The organism is Streptomyces sp. NPDC015144 (assembly GCF_043079735.1).
Classification (GTDB): Bacteria; Actinomycetota; Actinomycetes; order Streptomycetales; family Streptomycetaceae; genus Streptomyces.
On record NZ_JBIBUU010000016.1, the window covers coordinates 35,321 to 50,396 of the forward strand.

At 68.8% G+C, this 15,076-nt stretch carries 11 protein-coding genes; 10 read left to right on the forward strand and 1 reads right to left on the reverse strand.

Going from position 1 to position 15,076, the window contains the following annotated elements; genetic code table 11:
- Window positions 1-32: 32 nt before the first annotated feature.
- A complete protein-coding gene (locus tag ACF08W_RS25115) occupies window positions 33-1,118 on the reverse strand; it encodes an alpha/beta fold hydrolase (protein WP_392280604.1) in 1,086 nt (361 codons plus the stop codon).
- 131 nt (window positions 1,119-1,249) lie between these two features.
- Here ACF08W_RS25115 and ACF08W_RS25120 point away from each other — a divergent pair, with 131 nt between their 5' ends.
- The 10 genes from ACF08W_RS25120 (at window position 1,250) to ACF08W_RS25165 (ending at window position 15,004) form a co-directional block, all read left to right on the forward strand.
- Window positions 1,250-1,999 (forward strand): TetR/AcrR family transcriptional regulator, encoded by a 750-nt coding sequence (locus tag ACF08W_RS25120; RefSeq protein WP_392280605.1) that lies wholly within the window; start codon window positions 1,250-1,252, stop codon window positions 1,997-1,999.
- A gap of 346 nt (window positions 2,000-2,345) precedes the next feature.
- Window positions 2,346-5,060, forward strand: coding sequence for an aconitate hydratase AcnA (acnA, locus tag ACF08W_RS25125; RefSeq protein WP_392280606.1), 2,715 nt, complete (start codon window positions 2,346-2,348; stop codon window positions 5,058-5,060).
- A 193-nt stretch (window positions 5,061-5,253) separates the two neighbouring features.
- Window positions 5,254-5,901, forward strand: a complete 648-nt coding sequence (locus tag ACF08W_RS25130; RefSeq protein WP_352273092.1) for a histidine phosphatase family protein — start codon at window positions 5,254-5,256, stop codon at window positions 5,899-5,901.
- A 739-nt stretch (window positions 5,902-6,640) separates the two neighbouring features.
- On the forward strand, window positions 6,641-8,089 hold the full coding sequence (gene ngcE / locus ACF08W_RS25135) for an N-acetylglucosamine/diacetylchitobiose ABC transporter substrate-binding protein (protein WP_385205846.1): 1,449 nt from the start codon (window positions 6,641-6,643) through the stop codon (window positions 8,087-8,089).
- 50 nt (window positions 8,090-8,139) lie between these two features.
- Entirely contained in the window at window positions 8,140-9,063 is a 924-nt protein-coding gene (locus ACF08W_RS25140; protein ID WP_352273090.1) for a sugar ABC transporter permease, read from the forward strand.
- 100 nt (window positions 9,064-9,163) lie between these two features.
- Entirely contained in the window at window positions 9,164-10,081 is a 918-nt protein-coding gene (locus ACF08W_RS25145) for a carbohydrate ABC transporter permease (RefSeq protein ID WP_385205848.1), read from the forward strand.
- Between the two features lie 182 nt (window positions 10,082-10,263).
- Window positions 10,264-11,463 (forward strand): ROK family transcriptional regulator, encoded by a 1,200-nt coding sequence (locus ACF08W_RS25150; RefSeq protein ID WP_352273088.1) that lies wholly within the window; start codon window positions 10,264-10,266, stop codon window positions 11,461-11,463.
- A 122-nt stretch (window positions 11,464-11,585) separates the two neighbouring features.
- Window positions 11,586-12,680, forward strand: coding sequence for a substrate-binding domain-containing protein (locus ACF08W_RS25155; RefSeq protein WP_385205852.1), 1,095 nt, complete (start codon window positions 11,586-11,588; stop codon window positions 12,678-12,680).
- 189 nt (window positions 12,681-12,869) lie between these two features.
- Entirely contained in the window at window positions 12,870-13,664 is a 795-nt protein-coding gene (locus ACF08W_RS25160) for an ATP-binding cassette domain-containing protein (protein ID WP_352273086.1), read from the forward strand.
- On the forward strand, window positions 13,661-15,004 hold the full coding sequence (locus tag ACF08W_RS25165; RefSeq protein WP_385205856.1) for a sugar ABC transporter permease: 1,344 nt from the start codon (window positions 13,661-13,663) through the stop codon (window positions 15,002-15,004). Before ACF08W_RS25160 ends, ACF08W_RS25165 begins: the two co-directional genes overlap by 4 nt.
- Window positions 15,005-15,076: the final 72 nt, after the last annotated feature.

The following is a 15,076-nucleotide window of genomic DNA, read 5'->3' on the forward strand; positions in this document are numbered from 1 at the left end:
CCGTCCAGAACACCGCCATCCACCGGTTCGGTTCACGGGCGGCGTGCCGACGAGTGGTCGAGGACCGGGCGGACCTTGGTGAGCATCAGGTCGAGGAACGCCCCGGGGTGCCGGAAGGAGGCGAAGTGGCCGGCGTCGGGGATCAGGGCGAAGTCCTTCACCGGCGCGTCGGCGTCGTCGAAGAACCGCCGGGCGGGCCCGGGCGGGGTGAGGACGTCCCGCGCGCCCTGGAAGACGAAGAAGGGGAGGGCGAAGGAGGTGCCCTCGCGCCATTCGTCGATGGTCACCGCCTCCGGTGCGAGCCGCTCGGAGAAGGTCATCCCCTTCATGTAGGCGCCGAGCCCCCGGAGCGTGTGCTGCGGTGAGAACCACAGCGAGCGGACCACCACGGTCTTCATCGTGTCGTAGGACAGCGGATCGCTGGTGACGACCAGCTTGTTGTACGTGGACCACTGCCGGGTGGTCCACGCGGCCCGGTCGGCCCCCATCTCCGTGGCCCGGGCCAGCTCCTTGCGCTTGCCGGTCCGCCGCAGACGTTCCAGCAGCGTCTCGTAGGCGGAGGTGTCGCGGCCGCCCTCGGCGATGTTCTGGTCGGTGCCGACGTACGCGGAGTACAGCTCGGGGTGGCTGCGGGCGAGGCGCAGCCCCAGCACCGTGCCGAAGGAGTTGGCGACCAGAAGCACCTTGGGGACACCGAGCCGGGTGCGGACGTGTGCGGTGACTTCCAGGGCGTCGCGGTGGAGCCGGTCCAGCGTGAAGTCGCCCTGCCCGTCGGCTCCGTTGCGTACGAAGGTCCGGCCGGCGCCCCTCATGTCCCACCGCACGATCGTGAAGTGCCGCTCCCAGGCGCGGGTGCGGGGCAGGAAGACGTGGTTGGCGGCGCCGGGGCCGCCGTGGAGCTCAAGGATCACCGGGTTGCGGCGGTCGTCGCCGCGCACCGAGATCCACTGATCGATGCCGCCGATCCGGACGAACCCCGACTCGTCGATGCCCTCGGGGGCCGTGATGCGGAGCCGCTTCGCGTGGGCGGCGCGCTGGAACTGCCGGTATCCCAGCAGACCCGCTGCCGGGGCCGCGAGGGCGGTCGCGGCGGTCGCGGTGATGATGGTGCCGATCATGGTTGGCTCCATAAACTGTTTATGGGATAAGCGGTGAGCTTTAAGGTATATACAGTTGTCGTCGGGTGTCAACGCCCCGCCGGAAGCCCTGCTGATCGGGGTCCGGAGGGGATCGGGGAGGAGTGGGATCCATGGCCGGAACCGGGGAGAAGAAGGCGCGTGATCTGCGGACCGGGGTCGCGCTGCTGTGGGGCGAGCGGGACCGGCCCACGCGCGGCCCCAAGCCCAGCCTCACCCCGCAGCGGATCGCCGAGGCGGCCGTCGGGCTCGCGGATGCCGAGGGCCTGGACGCCGTCTCGATGAACAAGGTCGCCGCCGCCTTCGACGTCTCCGCGATGGCCCTGTACCGCTACGTCCCCGGGAAGGCCGAGCTCGTGGAGCTGATGGTGGAAGCCGTGCTGAGGGACGCCCCCGACCTCGCGGCCGAGGCTCCGGACTGGCGGTCGCGGCTGACCGCCTGGGCCCGCTCCTGCCGGGAGGTGTACCGGGCCCACCCTTGGCTGCTGGCCGCCACGATGATGCGCCGCCGGCTCATGGGCCCCCATCAGCTCGCCTGGCTCGACGCCGCCCTCGGGATCCTGGAGCCCACCGGCCTGACCGCGCCCCAGCGGCACCAGGTCTTCCTGCTGGTCATGGGCCACGTGCGCAGCCTCGCCCAGCAGGCCGCCGACTTCGACGCGGAGTACGAGCGGCAGTGGCTCGACCTGACCGGTGAGCTGCTCACGCGTCACGCCGACCGCTTCCCGGCGCTCGCGCGTGCCATCGGTGCCGGTGTCTTCGCGCCGGATGCCGCCGTCGGGGCGGACGCCGATCCGTTCGAGTTCGGGCTCTCGCGCATCCTCGACGGCGTCCAGGTCCTCGTCGACCGCCCCGAGTCCTGAGTTCTGGATCCTGCGCCCCGGGTCCGGCGGGGTTTCGGGTCGCGGGGTCGCGGCCATCCTGGTTCTGTCCGGGTCGGTCCGTCGGGGGCGGTCGGGTCGTCGGCCGCGTCCGGGCTTCGCCGCGGCGGGCCGACGGTGCCCGCGCATGACCGCGACGGGGTGATGTACTAGAGTTATCTCGACATCGAGATATATGCCGAAGGCGCAGCGCGGTCCGCGGGAAGTAAGGGTTACCTAACCAATCCTCACTCTAGCGGACGGTCGAGGAGCCGTAGGCGGCACCACGCGGCGCCTGGCGTGACAAGGCGCGGCGCGGAGTACGCGCACATTGATGAAGGAGACTGTCGTGTCGGCGAACAGCTTCGACGCCCGCAGCACGCTGCGCGTGGGCGACGAGTCGTACGAGATCTTCAGGCTGGACAAGGTCGAGGGCTCCGCGCGCCTCCCCTACAGCCTGAAGGTGCTGCTGGAGAACCTGCTCCGCACCGAGGACGGCGCGAACATCACCGCCGACCACATCCGGGCGCTCGGTGGCTGGGACTCGCAGGCGCAGCCCAGCCAGGAGATCCAGTTCACGCCGGCCCGCGTGATCATGCAGGACTTCACCGGTGTGCCGTGTGTCGTGGACCTCGCCACCATGCGTGAGGCCGTCAAGGAGCTGGGCGGCGACCCGGCCAAGATCAACCCGCTCGCCCCGGCCGAGCTGGTCATCGACCACTCCGTCATCGCCGACAAGTTCGGCACCAACGACGCGTTCGCGCAGAACGTCGAGCTGGAGTACGGCCGCAACAAGGAGCGCTACCAGTTCCTGCGCTGGGGCCAGACCGCCTTCGACGAGTTCAAGGTCGTCCCCCCGGGCACCGGCATCGTCCACCAGGTCAACATCGAGAAGCTGGCCCGTACGGTCATGGTCCGCAACGGCCAGGCCTACCCGGACACCCTGGTCGGCACCGACTCGCACACCACCATGGTCAACGGCCTCGGTGTGCTGGGCTGGGGCGTCGGCGGCATCGAGGCCGAGGCCGCGATGCTGGGCCAGCCGGTCTCCATGCTCATCCCGCGCGTCGTCGGCTTCAAGCTGACCGGCGAGCTCCCGGCCGGCACCACCGCCACCGACCTGGTGCTGACCATCACCGAGATGCTCCGCAAGCACGGCGTCGTCGGCAAGTTCGTCGAGTTCTACGGTGAGGGCGTCGCCGCCACCTCGCTCGCCAACCGCGCCACCATCGGCAACATGTCGCCGGAGTTCGGCTCCACCGCCGCGATCTTCCCGATCGACGACGAGACGCTGAAGTACCTGCGCCTGACCGGCCGTGACGAGCAGCAGGTCGCGCTCGTCGAGGCGTACGCCAAGGAGCAGGGCCTCTGGCTCGACCCGGCCGCCGAGCCGGACTTCTCCGAGAAGCTGGAGCTGGACCTCTCGACGGTCGTCCCGTCGATCGCCGGCCCGAAGCGCCCGCAGGACCGCATCGTCCTCGCCAACGCCGCCGAGCAGTTCAAGAGCGACGTCCTCAACTACGTCTCCACCGCCGACGAGGCGGGCAAGGAGTCCTTCCCGGCCTCCGACGCCCCGGCCGCCACCAACGGCACCCCGTCGAACCCGGTCACCGTGACCGCCCCCGACGGCTCGACGTACGAGATCGACCACGGCGCCGTCACCGTCGCCGCGATCACCTCCTGCACCAACACCTCGAACCCGTACGTCATGGTCGCCGCGGCGCTCGTGGCGAAGAAGGCGGTCGAGAAGGGCCTGTCCCGGAAGCCGTGGGTCAAGACCACCCTCGCCCCGGGCTCGAAGGTCGTCACCGACTACTTCGACAAGGCGGGTCTGACCCCGTACCTCGACAAGGTCGGCTTCAACCTCGTCGGCTACGGCTGCACCACCTGCATCGGCAACTCCGGCCCGCTGCCGGAGGAGGTCTCCAAGGCGGTCAACGACCACGACCTGGCCGTGACCTCGGTGCTCTCCGGCAACCGCAACTTCGAGGGCCGGATCAACCCCGACGTCAAGATGAACTACCTGGCGTCCCCGCCGCTGGTCGTCGCGTACGCCATCGCCGGTTCGATGAAGGTGGACATCACCAAGGACGCCCTGGGCATCGACCAGGACGGCAAGCCGGTCTACCTGGCGGACATCTGGCCCTCCGAGGCCGAGGTGAACGACGTCGTCGCCAACTCCATCGGCGAGGACATGTTCAACAAGTCCTACCAGGACGTCTTCGCGGGCGACGCCCAGTGGCAGGCGCTGTCGATCCCGACCGGCAACACCTTCGAGTGGGACGCCGAGTCCACCTACGTGCGCAAGCCCCCGTACTTCGAGGGCATGACGATGGAGACGACCCCGGTCGCCGACATCACCGGCGCCCGCGTCCTCGCCAAGCTGGGCGACTCGGTCACCACCGACCACATCTCCCCGGCCGGTGCGATCAAGGCCGACACCCCGGCCGGTCAGTACCTCACGGAGCACGGCGTCCAGCGCCGTGACTTCAACTCCTACGGCTCCCGCCGAGGCAACCACGAGGTCATGATCCGCGGCACGTTCGCCAACATCCGCCTGCGCAACCAGATCGCCCCGGGCACCGAGGGTGGCTTCACCCGCGACTTCACCCAGGACGGCGCGCCGGTCTCGTTCATCTACGACGCCTCGCAGAACTACCAGGCCGCCGGCACCCCGCTGGTCATCCTGGCGGGCAAGGAGTACGGCTCCGGCTCGTCCCGCGACTGGGCCGCCAAGGGCACCGCGCTCCTCGGCGTCAAGGCCGTCGTCGCCGAGTCCTACGAGCGCATCCACCGCTCGAACCTCATCGGCATGGGCGTCCTCCCGCTCCAGTTCCCCGAGGGCGCGAGCGCCGAGTCCCTCGGTCTGACCGGCGAGGAGACCTTCTCCTTCACCGGCGTGACCGAGCTGAACGACGGCACCACGCCGCGCACGGTCAAGGTGTCCACCGACACCGGTGTGGAGTTCGACGCGGTCGTCCGCATCGACACCCCCGGCGAGGCGGACTACTACCGCAACGGCGGCATCATGCAGTACGTGCTCCGCAGCCTGATCCGCAAGTAACAGCGGGTCCGGCAGGGCACCGGGCCGCCCCCTCCGCAGCACCGCGGAGGGGGCGGCCCCTTTTTCCGTACCGGGCCTCCGCGGCGGTGTCCCGGACCGGGGCGCCCCCGGCGGAATGCGATCGTGTACCGGCGGGTTCACCCGGTGACGGCGCACGGCGCACACGGCATCGTACGGAGAGAGCGGAAGCATCATGGGCGAGCTGATCCTGGTCCGGCACGGCGAGACGGAATGGTCGCGGTCCGGGCAGCACACGAGCCACACCGACCTGCCGCTGACCCCGTACGGGGAACGGCAGGCCCGCGCGCTGGCACCGCTGCTCGCCGGGCGGAACATTGCCGTCACCCTGGTCAGCCCCGCCCTGCGCGCCCGGCGCACCGCCGAACTCGCCGGGCTGCCCGACCCGGTCGTCACCCCCGACCTGGTCGAGTGGGACTACGGCGGCTACGAAGGGGTGACCACGGACGAGATCCGCCGCACCCGCCCCGACTGGAACCTCTGGACCGACGGGGTGGCCGCCGGACCCGCGGACCATCCCGGGGAGACGCCCGCCGAGGTCGGCGCCCGCGCCGACCGGGTGCTCGCCGCCGTCGCGGCGGCGGCCGCCGGGCGCTCCGGGGACGAGGACATCGCGCTCGTCGCGCACTCCCACTTCCTGCGCGTCCTCACCGCCCGCTACCTCGGTCTGACCCCGGCCGAGGGCACCCTCTTCCAGCTCGCGACGGGGGCGGTCTCACGGCTCGGCACCGAGCACGGCAACCCGGTGATCACCGCGTGGAACGTGGCCCTGCCGGAGAACCTGCTCCCCGGGACCGGACCGGAGACCGCCGCCCGCCCGTGACCGGCACCGGTCGGGGGCGGTCGGGGGACGGCCGTCAGGCGGTCAACTCCACCTCCGCGTGCCGCTCCCCTCACCCGCGCACACCAGGCGGTAGTGCGCGTACGAGCCCGGTGTGCGCACCGCACGGCGCCCACCACCGAGGGGACCGGCAGCTCCACCGTGGAGACCTTCGTGCGTCGAGGTGTCCGCGTAGCCGGTGAACGGGGAGGTCGCCCCGTCGACCGGATTCTCCTCCACCTCTCCGCCGCCGAGGTTCTCCCCACTGGCCCGGACGTCAGTCACAGGAGCTGCACGACGTCCAGTAGGTAGCCAAGTGTCGCGATGTGTCAAGGGCGTTGGAGGCGAATGCCGGGCCGTGTCGGCCCGAATGCGGAAATCTTCGCGCCGGAGCCGGGAGCATGCGGGGGCCATGTATCCGCGAGGTCTCAACTCGGGAAAGACTGCTGTTCAAACTCGCATTCGATCTTGCTCAGTCGGCCGTGAGTGGACTATACCTGTCGCACGTCCGCACCACCGCTCCGGTGACGCGGGCGTGGGGGACGAGGGGAAGAGGTCGAGGACGGCACGACGGGTGCCTCCGACAACCGGGCTCTCCGGTACCCCCACCGCACATGGTTAGCCTTAAATCAGCACCACCCAAGCGCAATTGACCGCGGTGGCGGGGCCCTTCGCCTGAGGCGAATTTCGACGGGCGACCGGTACACACCGCCTGAGTCCTGGAGAAGGCGAGGACTTGAGCATGGGATCCACCTCCGCCCACAACAACGAGGGCCTTGGCCGTCGCGATGTGATCAAGCGATCGGCCGCACTCGGCCTGATCAGCGTTCCCGCGATGGGCTTCCTGTCGTCCTGCGCGAGCGGCGACAGCGGCGGCGACAAGAAGGTCGAGAAGGGCAAGGTCTCCAAGACCAACCCGCTCGGCGTCAACGAGACGGCCCCGCTCGAGGTGGTCATCTTCGACGGCGGCTTCGGTCAGCAGTACGCGATCGACGCGGAGAAGAAGTACAACGAGGCGTTCCCGAAGGCCCCGAAGGTCAAGCACGTCGCGACCCAGAAGATCCAGTCGCAGCTCCAGCCCCGCTTCAACGGCGGCACCCCGCCGGACCTGATCGACAACTCCGGTGCCGAGCAGATGGACATGGGTGTCCTGGTCGGCAAGAAGCAGCTGCTCGACCTGACGCCGCTGATGGACGCCCCGTCCATCGACGACCCCAGCAAGAAGGTCCGCGACACGCTGCGCCCCGGTGTGCTGGAGATGGGCCAGTTCGACGGCGACCCCGTCTGGATCATGTACTACGCGTACACCGTGTACGGCGTCTGGTACTCGCAGACCGCGCTGGAGAAGCTGGACGCGGAGTACCCCGAGGACTGGGACGCCATGCTCGCCCTCTGCGCGAAGGCGAAGAAGAAGGGCGTCGCGGGCTGGACGTACGCCGGTAAGTACCCGTACTACCTGCCGTTCTCGCTCTACCCGTTCATTGGCAAGATCGGTGGCCGGGAGGTTCTCGACAAGATCGACAACCTGGAGCCGAACGCGTGGAAGGACCCCGCCGTCAAGGCGGCCTTCGAGGCGTACTACGAGCTGTACAAGAAGGGCTACATCCTTCAGGGCACCCCCGGTCTGACCCACATCCAGTCGCAGACCGAGTGGACCAAGGGCAAGGCGCTCTTCCTCCCCAACGGTTCGTGGGTGGAGAACGAGGCGGCGCCGACCACGCCCAAGGACTTCAAGATGATGGTCTCGGCGCCGTCCAGCCTGGACTCGTCCGACAAGTTGCCGTTCGGCACCATCTGGGCGTCCGGCGGTGAGCCCTTCATCGTCCCGGCCAACGCGAAGAACCCCGAGGGCGGCATGGAGCAGCTGCGCATCATGCTCTCCGAGGAGTCCTCGAAGAACTTCACCCAGCAGGTCAAGTCGCTCAGCGCGTTCAACGGCGGCACGGACGGCCTCACCCTGTCCACCGCCATGCAGTCCGGTGTCGACGCCCTGAAGAAGGCCGGCGACAACGTGGTGAACCCGCGCCTCCAGGACTGGTACGTGAAGCTCCAGAAGGAGCAGATCGGCGTCGCCGGCATCGGCGAGATGATGGCCGGCCGTGCGACCCCGGCCGAGGCCATCAAGAAGATCCAGGCCTTCGCGGACGCGGCGGCCAAGGACCAGTCCATCAAGCACTACAAGCACCAGTGAGCAACCGTCACCAGCGGCGGCACCCGCGGAAAGATCGGGGTCGGTAAACGATGCAGCACGGCAAGTACCGTTTCATCGTGGGGTTCTTGACAGTCCCCTTGGCGTTGTACGCGGTCTTCGTCATCTGGCCGTTCATCCAGTCCATCTACTACTCGTTCACGGACTGGACCGGCCTGAGCCCGGACTTCAAGATGGTCGGGTTCGACAACTACACGAGGATGCTCAAGGACGACATCTTCTGGAAGTCCTTGCAACACAGCGTGTTGCTCGTGCTGCTGCTGCCGCTGGTGACGCTCGGCCTGGCACTCTTCTTCGCCTTCATGCTCAATGTCGGGGGCCGTCGGCGGAAGAACGCCACGGTCTCCGGCGTGCGCGGGTCGAGTTTCTACAAGATCGCCTATTTCTTCCCGCAGGTGCTCTCGATCGTCATCGTGGCCCTGCTGTTCCAGTTCGCGTACAACCCGGCCGGCGGGGTGTTCAATTCGGCGCTCAAGGCGATCGGTCTGGGCTCCGTCCACCCGGACTGGCTGGGGGATCCGAACCTCGCGCTGATCTGTGTCATGACGGTGCTGATCTGGTCGACGGTCGGGTTCTTCGTCGTTCTCTTCTCCGCCGGAATGGCGTCCATCCCGAAGGATTTCTACGAGGCGGCGCTGCTCGACGGGGCGAACCGTTTCACCACCTTCTTCAAGATCACCCTTCCGCTGCTCTGGGACACGGTGCAGTCGGGCTGGGTCTACATGGGCATCCTGGCGCTCGGCGTGGAGGCGTTCACCGCCGTACAGGTCATGACCGTGGGCCCCGGCGGCCCCGACTACTCGACCACGGTCCTGCCGCTGTACGTGTACCAGACGGCCTTCCGCGACGGACAGGCCGGCTACGCGACGACGATCGGTGTCGGACTGCTCGTCGTCACCATGGCCTTCGCCGCCATCGTGATGCGGCTGGGCCGGCGCGAGCGGCTGGAGTTCTGATGCCGCGACCGACAGGAGACGGTGCCCGGATATCCGGCAGGCACCACAAGCACCACAGGTCGGCCTCCGTGTCCGGCTCGACAGTACGAGGTGAGTACGCGTGAAGACGACTGACACCCCTCCCGCGGCACCGGCCGCCGACCCGGCCCCGGTGGCGAAGCGGCCCGCCGCCGCACCCAAGGAGAAGAGCAGCGAGGGCCACGTCCTCAACGTGTTCTCCCACGGAGTGCTGATCATCTGGGCGATCCTGGTGGTCCTGCCGCTGCTCTGGGCGGTGATGTCGTCCTTCAAGACGGACGACTCGATCCTGTCGACGCCGCTGTCGCTCCCCGACAAGCTGCACTTCGAGAACTGGTCGCGCGCCTGGAGCCAGGCGCACATGAGCGACTACTTCTTCAACACCATCGTGGTGGTCGGCTGCTCGCTCGTCGGGACCCTGCTGCTCGGCTCGATGGCGGCCTACGTACTGGCGCGGTTCGACTTCCCGGGCAACCGCTTCATCTACTTCCTGTTCATCGGCGGGATGAGCTTCCCGATCATCCTGGCGCTGGTCCCGCTCTTCTTCGTGATGAACAACATGGCCCTGCTGAACACCCGGCACGGGCTGATCATGGTGTACATCGCGTACTCGCTGCCGTTCACCGTCTTCTTCCTCACCTCCTTCTTCCGGACGCTGCCGACCTCGGTGGCGGAGGCGGCGATGCTCGACGGGGCCTCGCACACCCGGACGTTCTTCCAGGTGATGCTGCCGATGGCGAAGCCGGGCCTGATCAGCGTCGGGATCTTCAACTTCCTCGGTCAGTGGAACCAGTACATGCTGCCGACCGTGCTCAACACCGATCCGGACCACCGGGTGCTCTCCCAGGGGCTGGTGGAACTCGCCAACAGCCAGGGCTACAAGGGTGACTGGTCCGGCCTCTTCGCCGGTCTGGTGATGGCGATGCTGCCGGTCCTCGGGGCCTACATCGTCTTCCAGCGCCAGGTGGTGGCCGGACTCACCGCGGGCGCGGTGAAGTAGCCGCCCAGAGCCTCTTCCCGAACCGCCCGCCGGCCCGCGCCGGCGGGCGGTTCGCGTGCGTACGCGGCTGATACATGCCGCTCATCGGAGGCTTCGATTGCTCAAGGTCTTGACGGGGAGTGCCGCAAAACGGTCAGCTTGGGGTTCACATGTTGGAGAAAACGGTAGGAGTGAGAGAGTCGATGGAGACTCCGGGGTCGCAGACATCTCTGCATCGCGCCAACCTTGAGCGGGTCGTGCGCGCGGTACGTATGGCGGGCTCGCTCACTCAGGCGGAGATCGCACGGAGCACCGGCCTCTCAGCGGCCACCGTCTCCAATATCGTTCGTGAACTGAAGGAGAGCGGCACGGTCGAGGTCACCCCCACCTCGGCGGGCGGCCGCCGGGCCCGCAGCGTCTCGCTCAGCGGGGACGCGGGCATCGTGATAGGGGTCGATTTCGGCCACACCCATCTGCGGGTGGCGGTCGGCAACCTCGCCCATCAGGTCCTCGCCGAGGAGTCCGAGCCGCTGGACGTCGACGCCTCGTCGGCGGAGGGTTTCGGGCGGGCGGAGGCACTGGTCCGGCGGCTGATCGAGGCGACCGGGGTCGGCCCGGACAAGGTGATCGGCGTGGGGCTCGGTGTTCCCGGCCCGATCGACGTGGAGTCCGGCACGCTGGGCTCCACGTCGATCCTGCCGGGCTGGACGGGCATCAACCCCAGCAAGGAGCTGTCCGGTCGGCTCGGTGTGCCGGTCTACGTCGACAACGACGCCAACCTCGGCGCGCTCGGCGAACTGGTCTGGGGGAGCGGCCGGGGGGTGAAGGACCTCGCCTACATCAAGGTGGCCAGCGGGGTCGGCGCCGGCCTGGTCATCGACGGGCGGATCTACCGGGGCCCGGGCGGCACGGCCGGCGAGATCGGCCACATCACGCTCGACGAGTCCGGTCCGGTCTGCCGCTGCGGCAACCGCGGCTGCCTGGAGACCTTCACGGCCGCCCGCTACGTGCTGCCGCTCCTCCAGCCCAGCCACGGACCGGATCTGACGATGGAACGGGTGGTCCAGTTGGCCCGGGAGGGCGATCCGGGGTGCCGCCGGGTCATCGCCGATGTGGGACGGCACATCGGCAGCGGTGTCGCCAACCTCTGCAACCTGCTCAACCCGAGCCGGGTGGTGCTCGGCGGATCGCTCGCGGAGGCGGGCGAGTTGGTGCTCGGGCCGATCCGCGACTCGGTCTCCCGCTACGCCATCCCGAGCGCCGCCCGGCAGCTCTCGGTACTCCCCGGGGCGCTGGGCGGGCGGGCCGAAGTGCTGGGCGCCCTGGCCCTGGTGCTCAGTGAGATGGGGGATTCGACCCTTTTGGAAAGTACCTTGCCGAAAGCCACTCCTGCCTTCACTTAGATAACGGATGGCACCGTTGTCATCTCGTTAAGGATTTACTCCTTGACGCTGCCGTCGTAGCCGAGTTGACTGCCAGCCACCTCGGCCGCGACGTCGCGGCCTCGTCAGGGAGGCAACCCGTAATGAACGCAACGACGCGACGCATTGTCATAGGAACGGCCGCGGTCTCCATGGCCCTCTCCCTCGCCGCCTGTGGCAAGGCCGGTGACGACAAGGACTCCGGCGGGGGTGACGGCAAGACCATCGGCCTGCTGCTGCCGGAGAACAAGACCACGCGTTACGAGACGTTCGACCGCCCGATCATCGAGGCGAAGGTCAAGGCGCTCTGCGGCGACTGCGAGATCAAGTACAACAACGCCGCCGGTGACAGCGAGACCCAGAAGAAGCAGTTCGACGCGCTGGTCACCCAGGGGGTGAAGGTCATCATCCTGGACACCGTCGACTACAAGGCCGCCAAGTCCTGGGTCCAGCAGGCCGCGAAGAAGGACGTCAAGGTCGTCGCGTACGACCGCCTCGCCGAGGGTCCGATCTCCGCCTACGTGTCGTACGACAACGAGAAGATCGGCCAGCTCCAGGGCGAGGCGCTGGTCAAGGCGCTGGGCGCCAAGGCCAAGGAGAGCAACGTTGTCATGATCAACGGCTCGCCGACCGACCCCAACGCCCCCTTCTTCAAGAAGGGCGCGCACAGCGTCCTCGACCAGCAGGTCAAGAAGGTCGTGTACGAGCAGGACATCCCGGACTGGTCGCCGGACGAGGCCAACAAGAAGATGGGTGCCGCCATCGACTCGCTGGGCAAGACGGGCTTCCAGGGCGTCTACTCCGCCAACGACGGCATGGCGGGCGGCATCATCACGGCCCTGAAGAAGCAGGACATCAAGGTCCCGGTCGGCGGCCAGGACTCCGAACTCGCGGGAATCCAGCGCATCCTGACGGGCGAGCAGGCCTTCTCGATCTACAAGCAGATCAAGCCGGAGGCCGAGACCACCGCCGAGATCGCCGTCCGCCTGCTCAAGGGCGACAAGATCGACGACCTGGCCCCGGTCAAGGTCGACAGCCTCTCCGGCGAGTTCAAGGCCACCCCGTCGAAGCTGTACGACGCCTCGATCGTGACCAAGGAGAACGTCGCCTCCACGATCGTCGCCGACAAGGTGTACACGGTCGAGCAGATCTGCACCGCCCAGTACAAGGCGGCCTGCGCCGCCGCCGGGATCAAGTAACCGCCACCGCACGGGAGTTCTGCGTCCGCGACCGGACGGCGGGATCCCGGAGCTCCCCGGTCCGGTCCGGCACCCGCCCCGTCCATGCCCCGCAGCAGGGGGCGGGTGCCGGACTGTTTCGCCGGCCCGGGCACCGACTTCCCCCGGTGCCCGGCACCACCCCCCACCGCCGGTCAGGCGGCGAAGGAGATGATTCACGTGTCCGCTACGCCCGTGCTGGCGTTGCGCGGGATCTCCAAGCGGTTCGGCGCCGTCCAGGCGCTCACCGATGTGGACCTGGAGATCCACTCCGGCGAGGTGGTCGCCCTGGTCGGCGACAACGGCGCCGGCAAGTCGACCCTCGTCAAGACCATCTCGGGCGTCCACCCGATCGACGAAGGTGCCATCGAGTGGGAGGGCGGAACGGTCCGGATCAACCGGCCCAACGACGCCCAGGACCTCGGCGTCGCCACCGTCTACCAGGACCTGGCGCTCTGCGACAACCTCGACGTCGTCGCCAACCTCTTCCTCGGCAGCGAGCTGCGCCGGGCGTCCGTTCTCGACGAGATCGCCATGGAGAAGCGCGCCAAGGAGCTGCTGGACACCCTGTCCATCCGGATCCCCAGCGTCCGTATCCCGGTCGCCTCGCTCTCCGGCGGGCAGCGCCAGGTGGTGGCCATCGCCCGCGCGCTGATCGGCGACCCCAAGATCGTCATCCTGGACGAGCCGACCGCCGCCCTGGGCGTCGAGCAGACCGCCCAGGTCCTCGACCTGGTCGAGCGGCTGCGCGAGCGCGGCCACGGCGTCATCCTGATCAGCCACAACATGGCCGACGTACGCGCCGTCGCCGACCGGGTGGCGGTGCTGCGGCTGGGCCGCAACAACGGGGTCTTCGACGTGGCCACCACCTCCCACGAGGAGATCATCTCCGCGATCACCGGTGCCACGGACAACGCCGTCACGCGCCGTCAGGCCCGCACAGCGACGAAGGAGGACGCCAAGTGAGCGACCTCGCCAAGACCCCCAAGTCCCCCGAGACGTCCGAGACGTCCGAGACCTCCCGGGCCCCCGGAACCGCAGAGGGAGCCGCCGTCGAAGCGGCCCCCGGGGCGGCAGCCCCCGCCGTCGACCCGCGCCTGCTCGTGCGCGAGGAGGGCTTCAGGGGCTACTGGTCGGAGTTCACCCGCAAGGTGCGCGGCGGCGAGCTCGGCTCGCTGCCGGTCCTGGTCGGACTGATCGTCATCGCGGTCGTCTTCCAGATCCAGAACGAGAACTTCCTCTCCGCCAGCTCCATCGCCAACATCGCCGTCTACAGCTCCGGCCTCGGCATCATGGCGGTCGGCATCGTCTTCGTCCTGCTGCTCGGCGAGATCGACCTGTCGGTCGGCTCGGTCGCCGGGGTCGGCGCGGCCACCTGGGCCGTGCTCAACGTCAACCACGGCTGGCCCGAATGGGCCGCGGTGCTGGTGGCGGTGGGCGGCGGGCTGGTGCTCGGCGCGCTGCACGGCTTCTTCTTCGCCAAGATCGGGGTGCCCGCCTTCGTCGTCACCCTGGCCGGCTTCCTCGGCTGGAGCGGTCTCCAGGAGTGGATGATGGGCGGTGAGGGCTCGATCAACACCCCGTCCGGCAGCTTCGTGGAGAACCTCACCAACTACTTCTTCGAGGACAAGGCGGCCGGCTACGGGCTCGCCGTGGTCGCCGTCCTCGCGTACGCGGCCTCGCTCCTCATGGACAGCAGCCGCCGCCGGGCCGCCGGTCTGCCCGCCCGCCCGGTCAGCGAGGTCCTGCTCCGCACCGGCGTCGTCGCCGTGCTGTGCCTCGCCGTCGCGTTCGTACTGAACGAGCCCTCCGGCGCCCGCGGCCTGCCGCTGGCCCTGGTGCTCTTCCTCGCGGTGCTGGTCGTCGCGGACTTCGTCGCCCGGCGCACCAGCTTCGGCCGCCAGGTCTTCGCGGTGGGCGGCAACCCGGAGGCCGCGCGCCGCGCCGGTATCAGCGTCGACCGGGTCCGGATCACCGTCTTCGCGCTCTCCGGCATGCTCGGCGCCTTCGGCGGCCTCTTCATCGCCAGCCTCTCCGGCGGCGCCACCAAGAGCGTCGGCGGCGGCAACACCCTGATGCTGGTCATCGCGGCGGCCGTGATCGGCGGCACCAGCCTCTTCGGCGGCCGGGGCAAGGTCTGGTCCGCGCTGCTCGGCATGGTCGTGATCCAGTCGATCCAGCAGGGCCTGAACATGATCGGGATGGCCAACGCCATCCAGTACATGATCACCGGCGCGGTGCTGCTGGCCGCCGTGGTCATCGACTCGGTCTCCCGCCGCACGCAGAAGACCGCGGGCCGCGCGTAGCCCGTGGGCACCGCCGCGTCCGCCCGCCCGAGGCCTACCCCGGGCGGGCGGACGCGGCCGTATTTTCCGGAC

Excerpts from the sequence above, each read along its gene's own strand:
- ACF08W_RS25130 (WP_352273092.1), top strand. The coding sequence starts at position 5,254 with ATGGGCGAGCTGATCCTGGTCCGGCACGGCGAGACGGAATGGTCGCGG.
- ACF08W_RS25155 (WP_385205852.1), top strand. The coding sequence starts at position 11,586 with ATGAACGCAACGACGCGACGCATTGTCATAGGAACGGCCGCGGTCTCC.
- ACF08W_RS25115 (WP_392280604.1), bottom strand. The coding sequence starts at position 1,118 with ATGATCGGCACCATCATCACCGCGACCGCCGCGACCGCCCTCGCGGCC.
- ngcE (WP_385205846.1), top strand. The coding sequence starts at position 6,641 with ATGGGATCCACCTCCGCCCACAACAACGAGGGCCTTGGCCGTCGCGAT.
- ACF08W_RS25160 (WP_352273086.1), top strand. The coding sequence starts at position 12,870 with ATGATTCACGTGTCCGCTACGCCCGTGCTGGCGTTGCGCGGGATCTCC.
- ACF08W_RS25120 (WP_392280605.1), top strand. The coding sequence starts at position 1,250 with ATGGCCGGAACCGGGGAGAAGAAGGCGCGTGATCTGCGGACCGGGGTC.
- ACF08W_RS25140 (WP_352273090.1), top strand. The coding sequence starts at position 8,140 with ATGCAGCACGGCAAGTACCGTTTCATCGTGGGGTTCTTGACAGTCCCC.
- ACF08W_RS25150 (WP_352273088.1), top strand. The coding sequence starts at position 10,264 with ATGGAGACTCCGGGGTCGCAGACATCTCTGCATCGCGCCAACCTTGAG.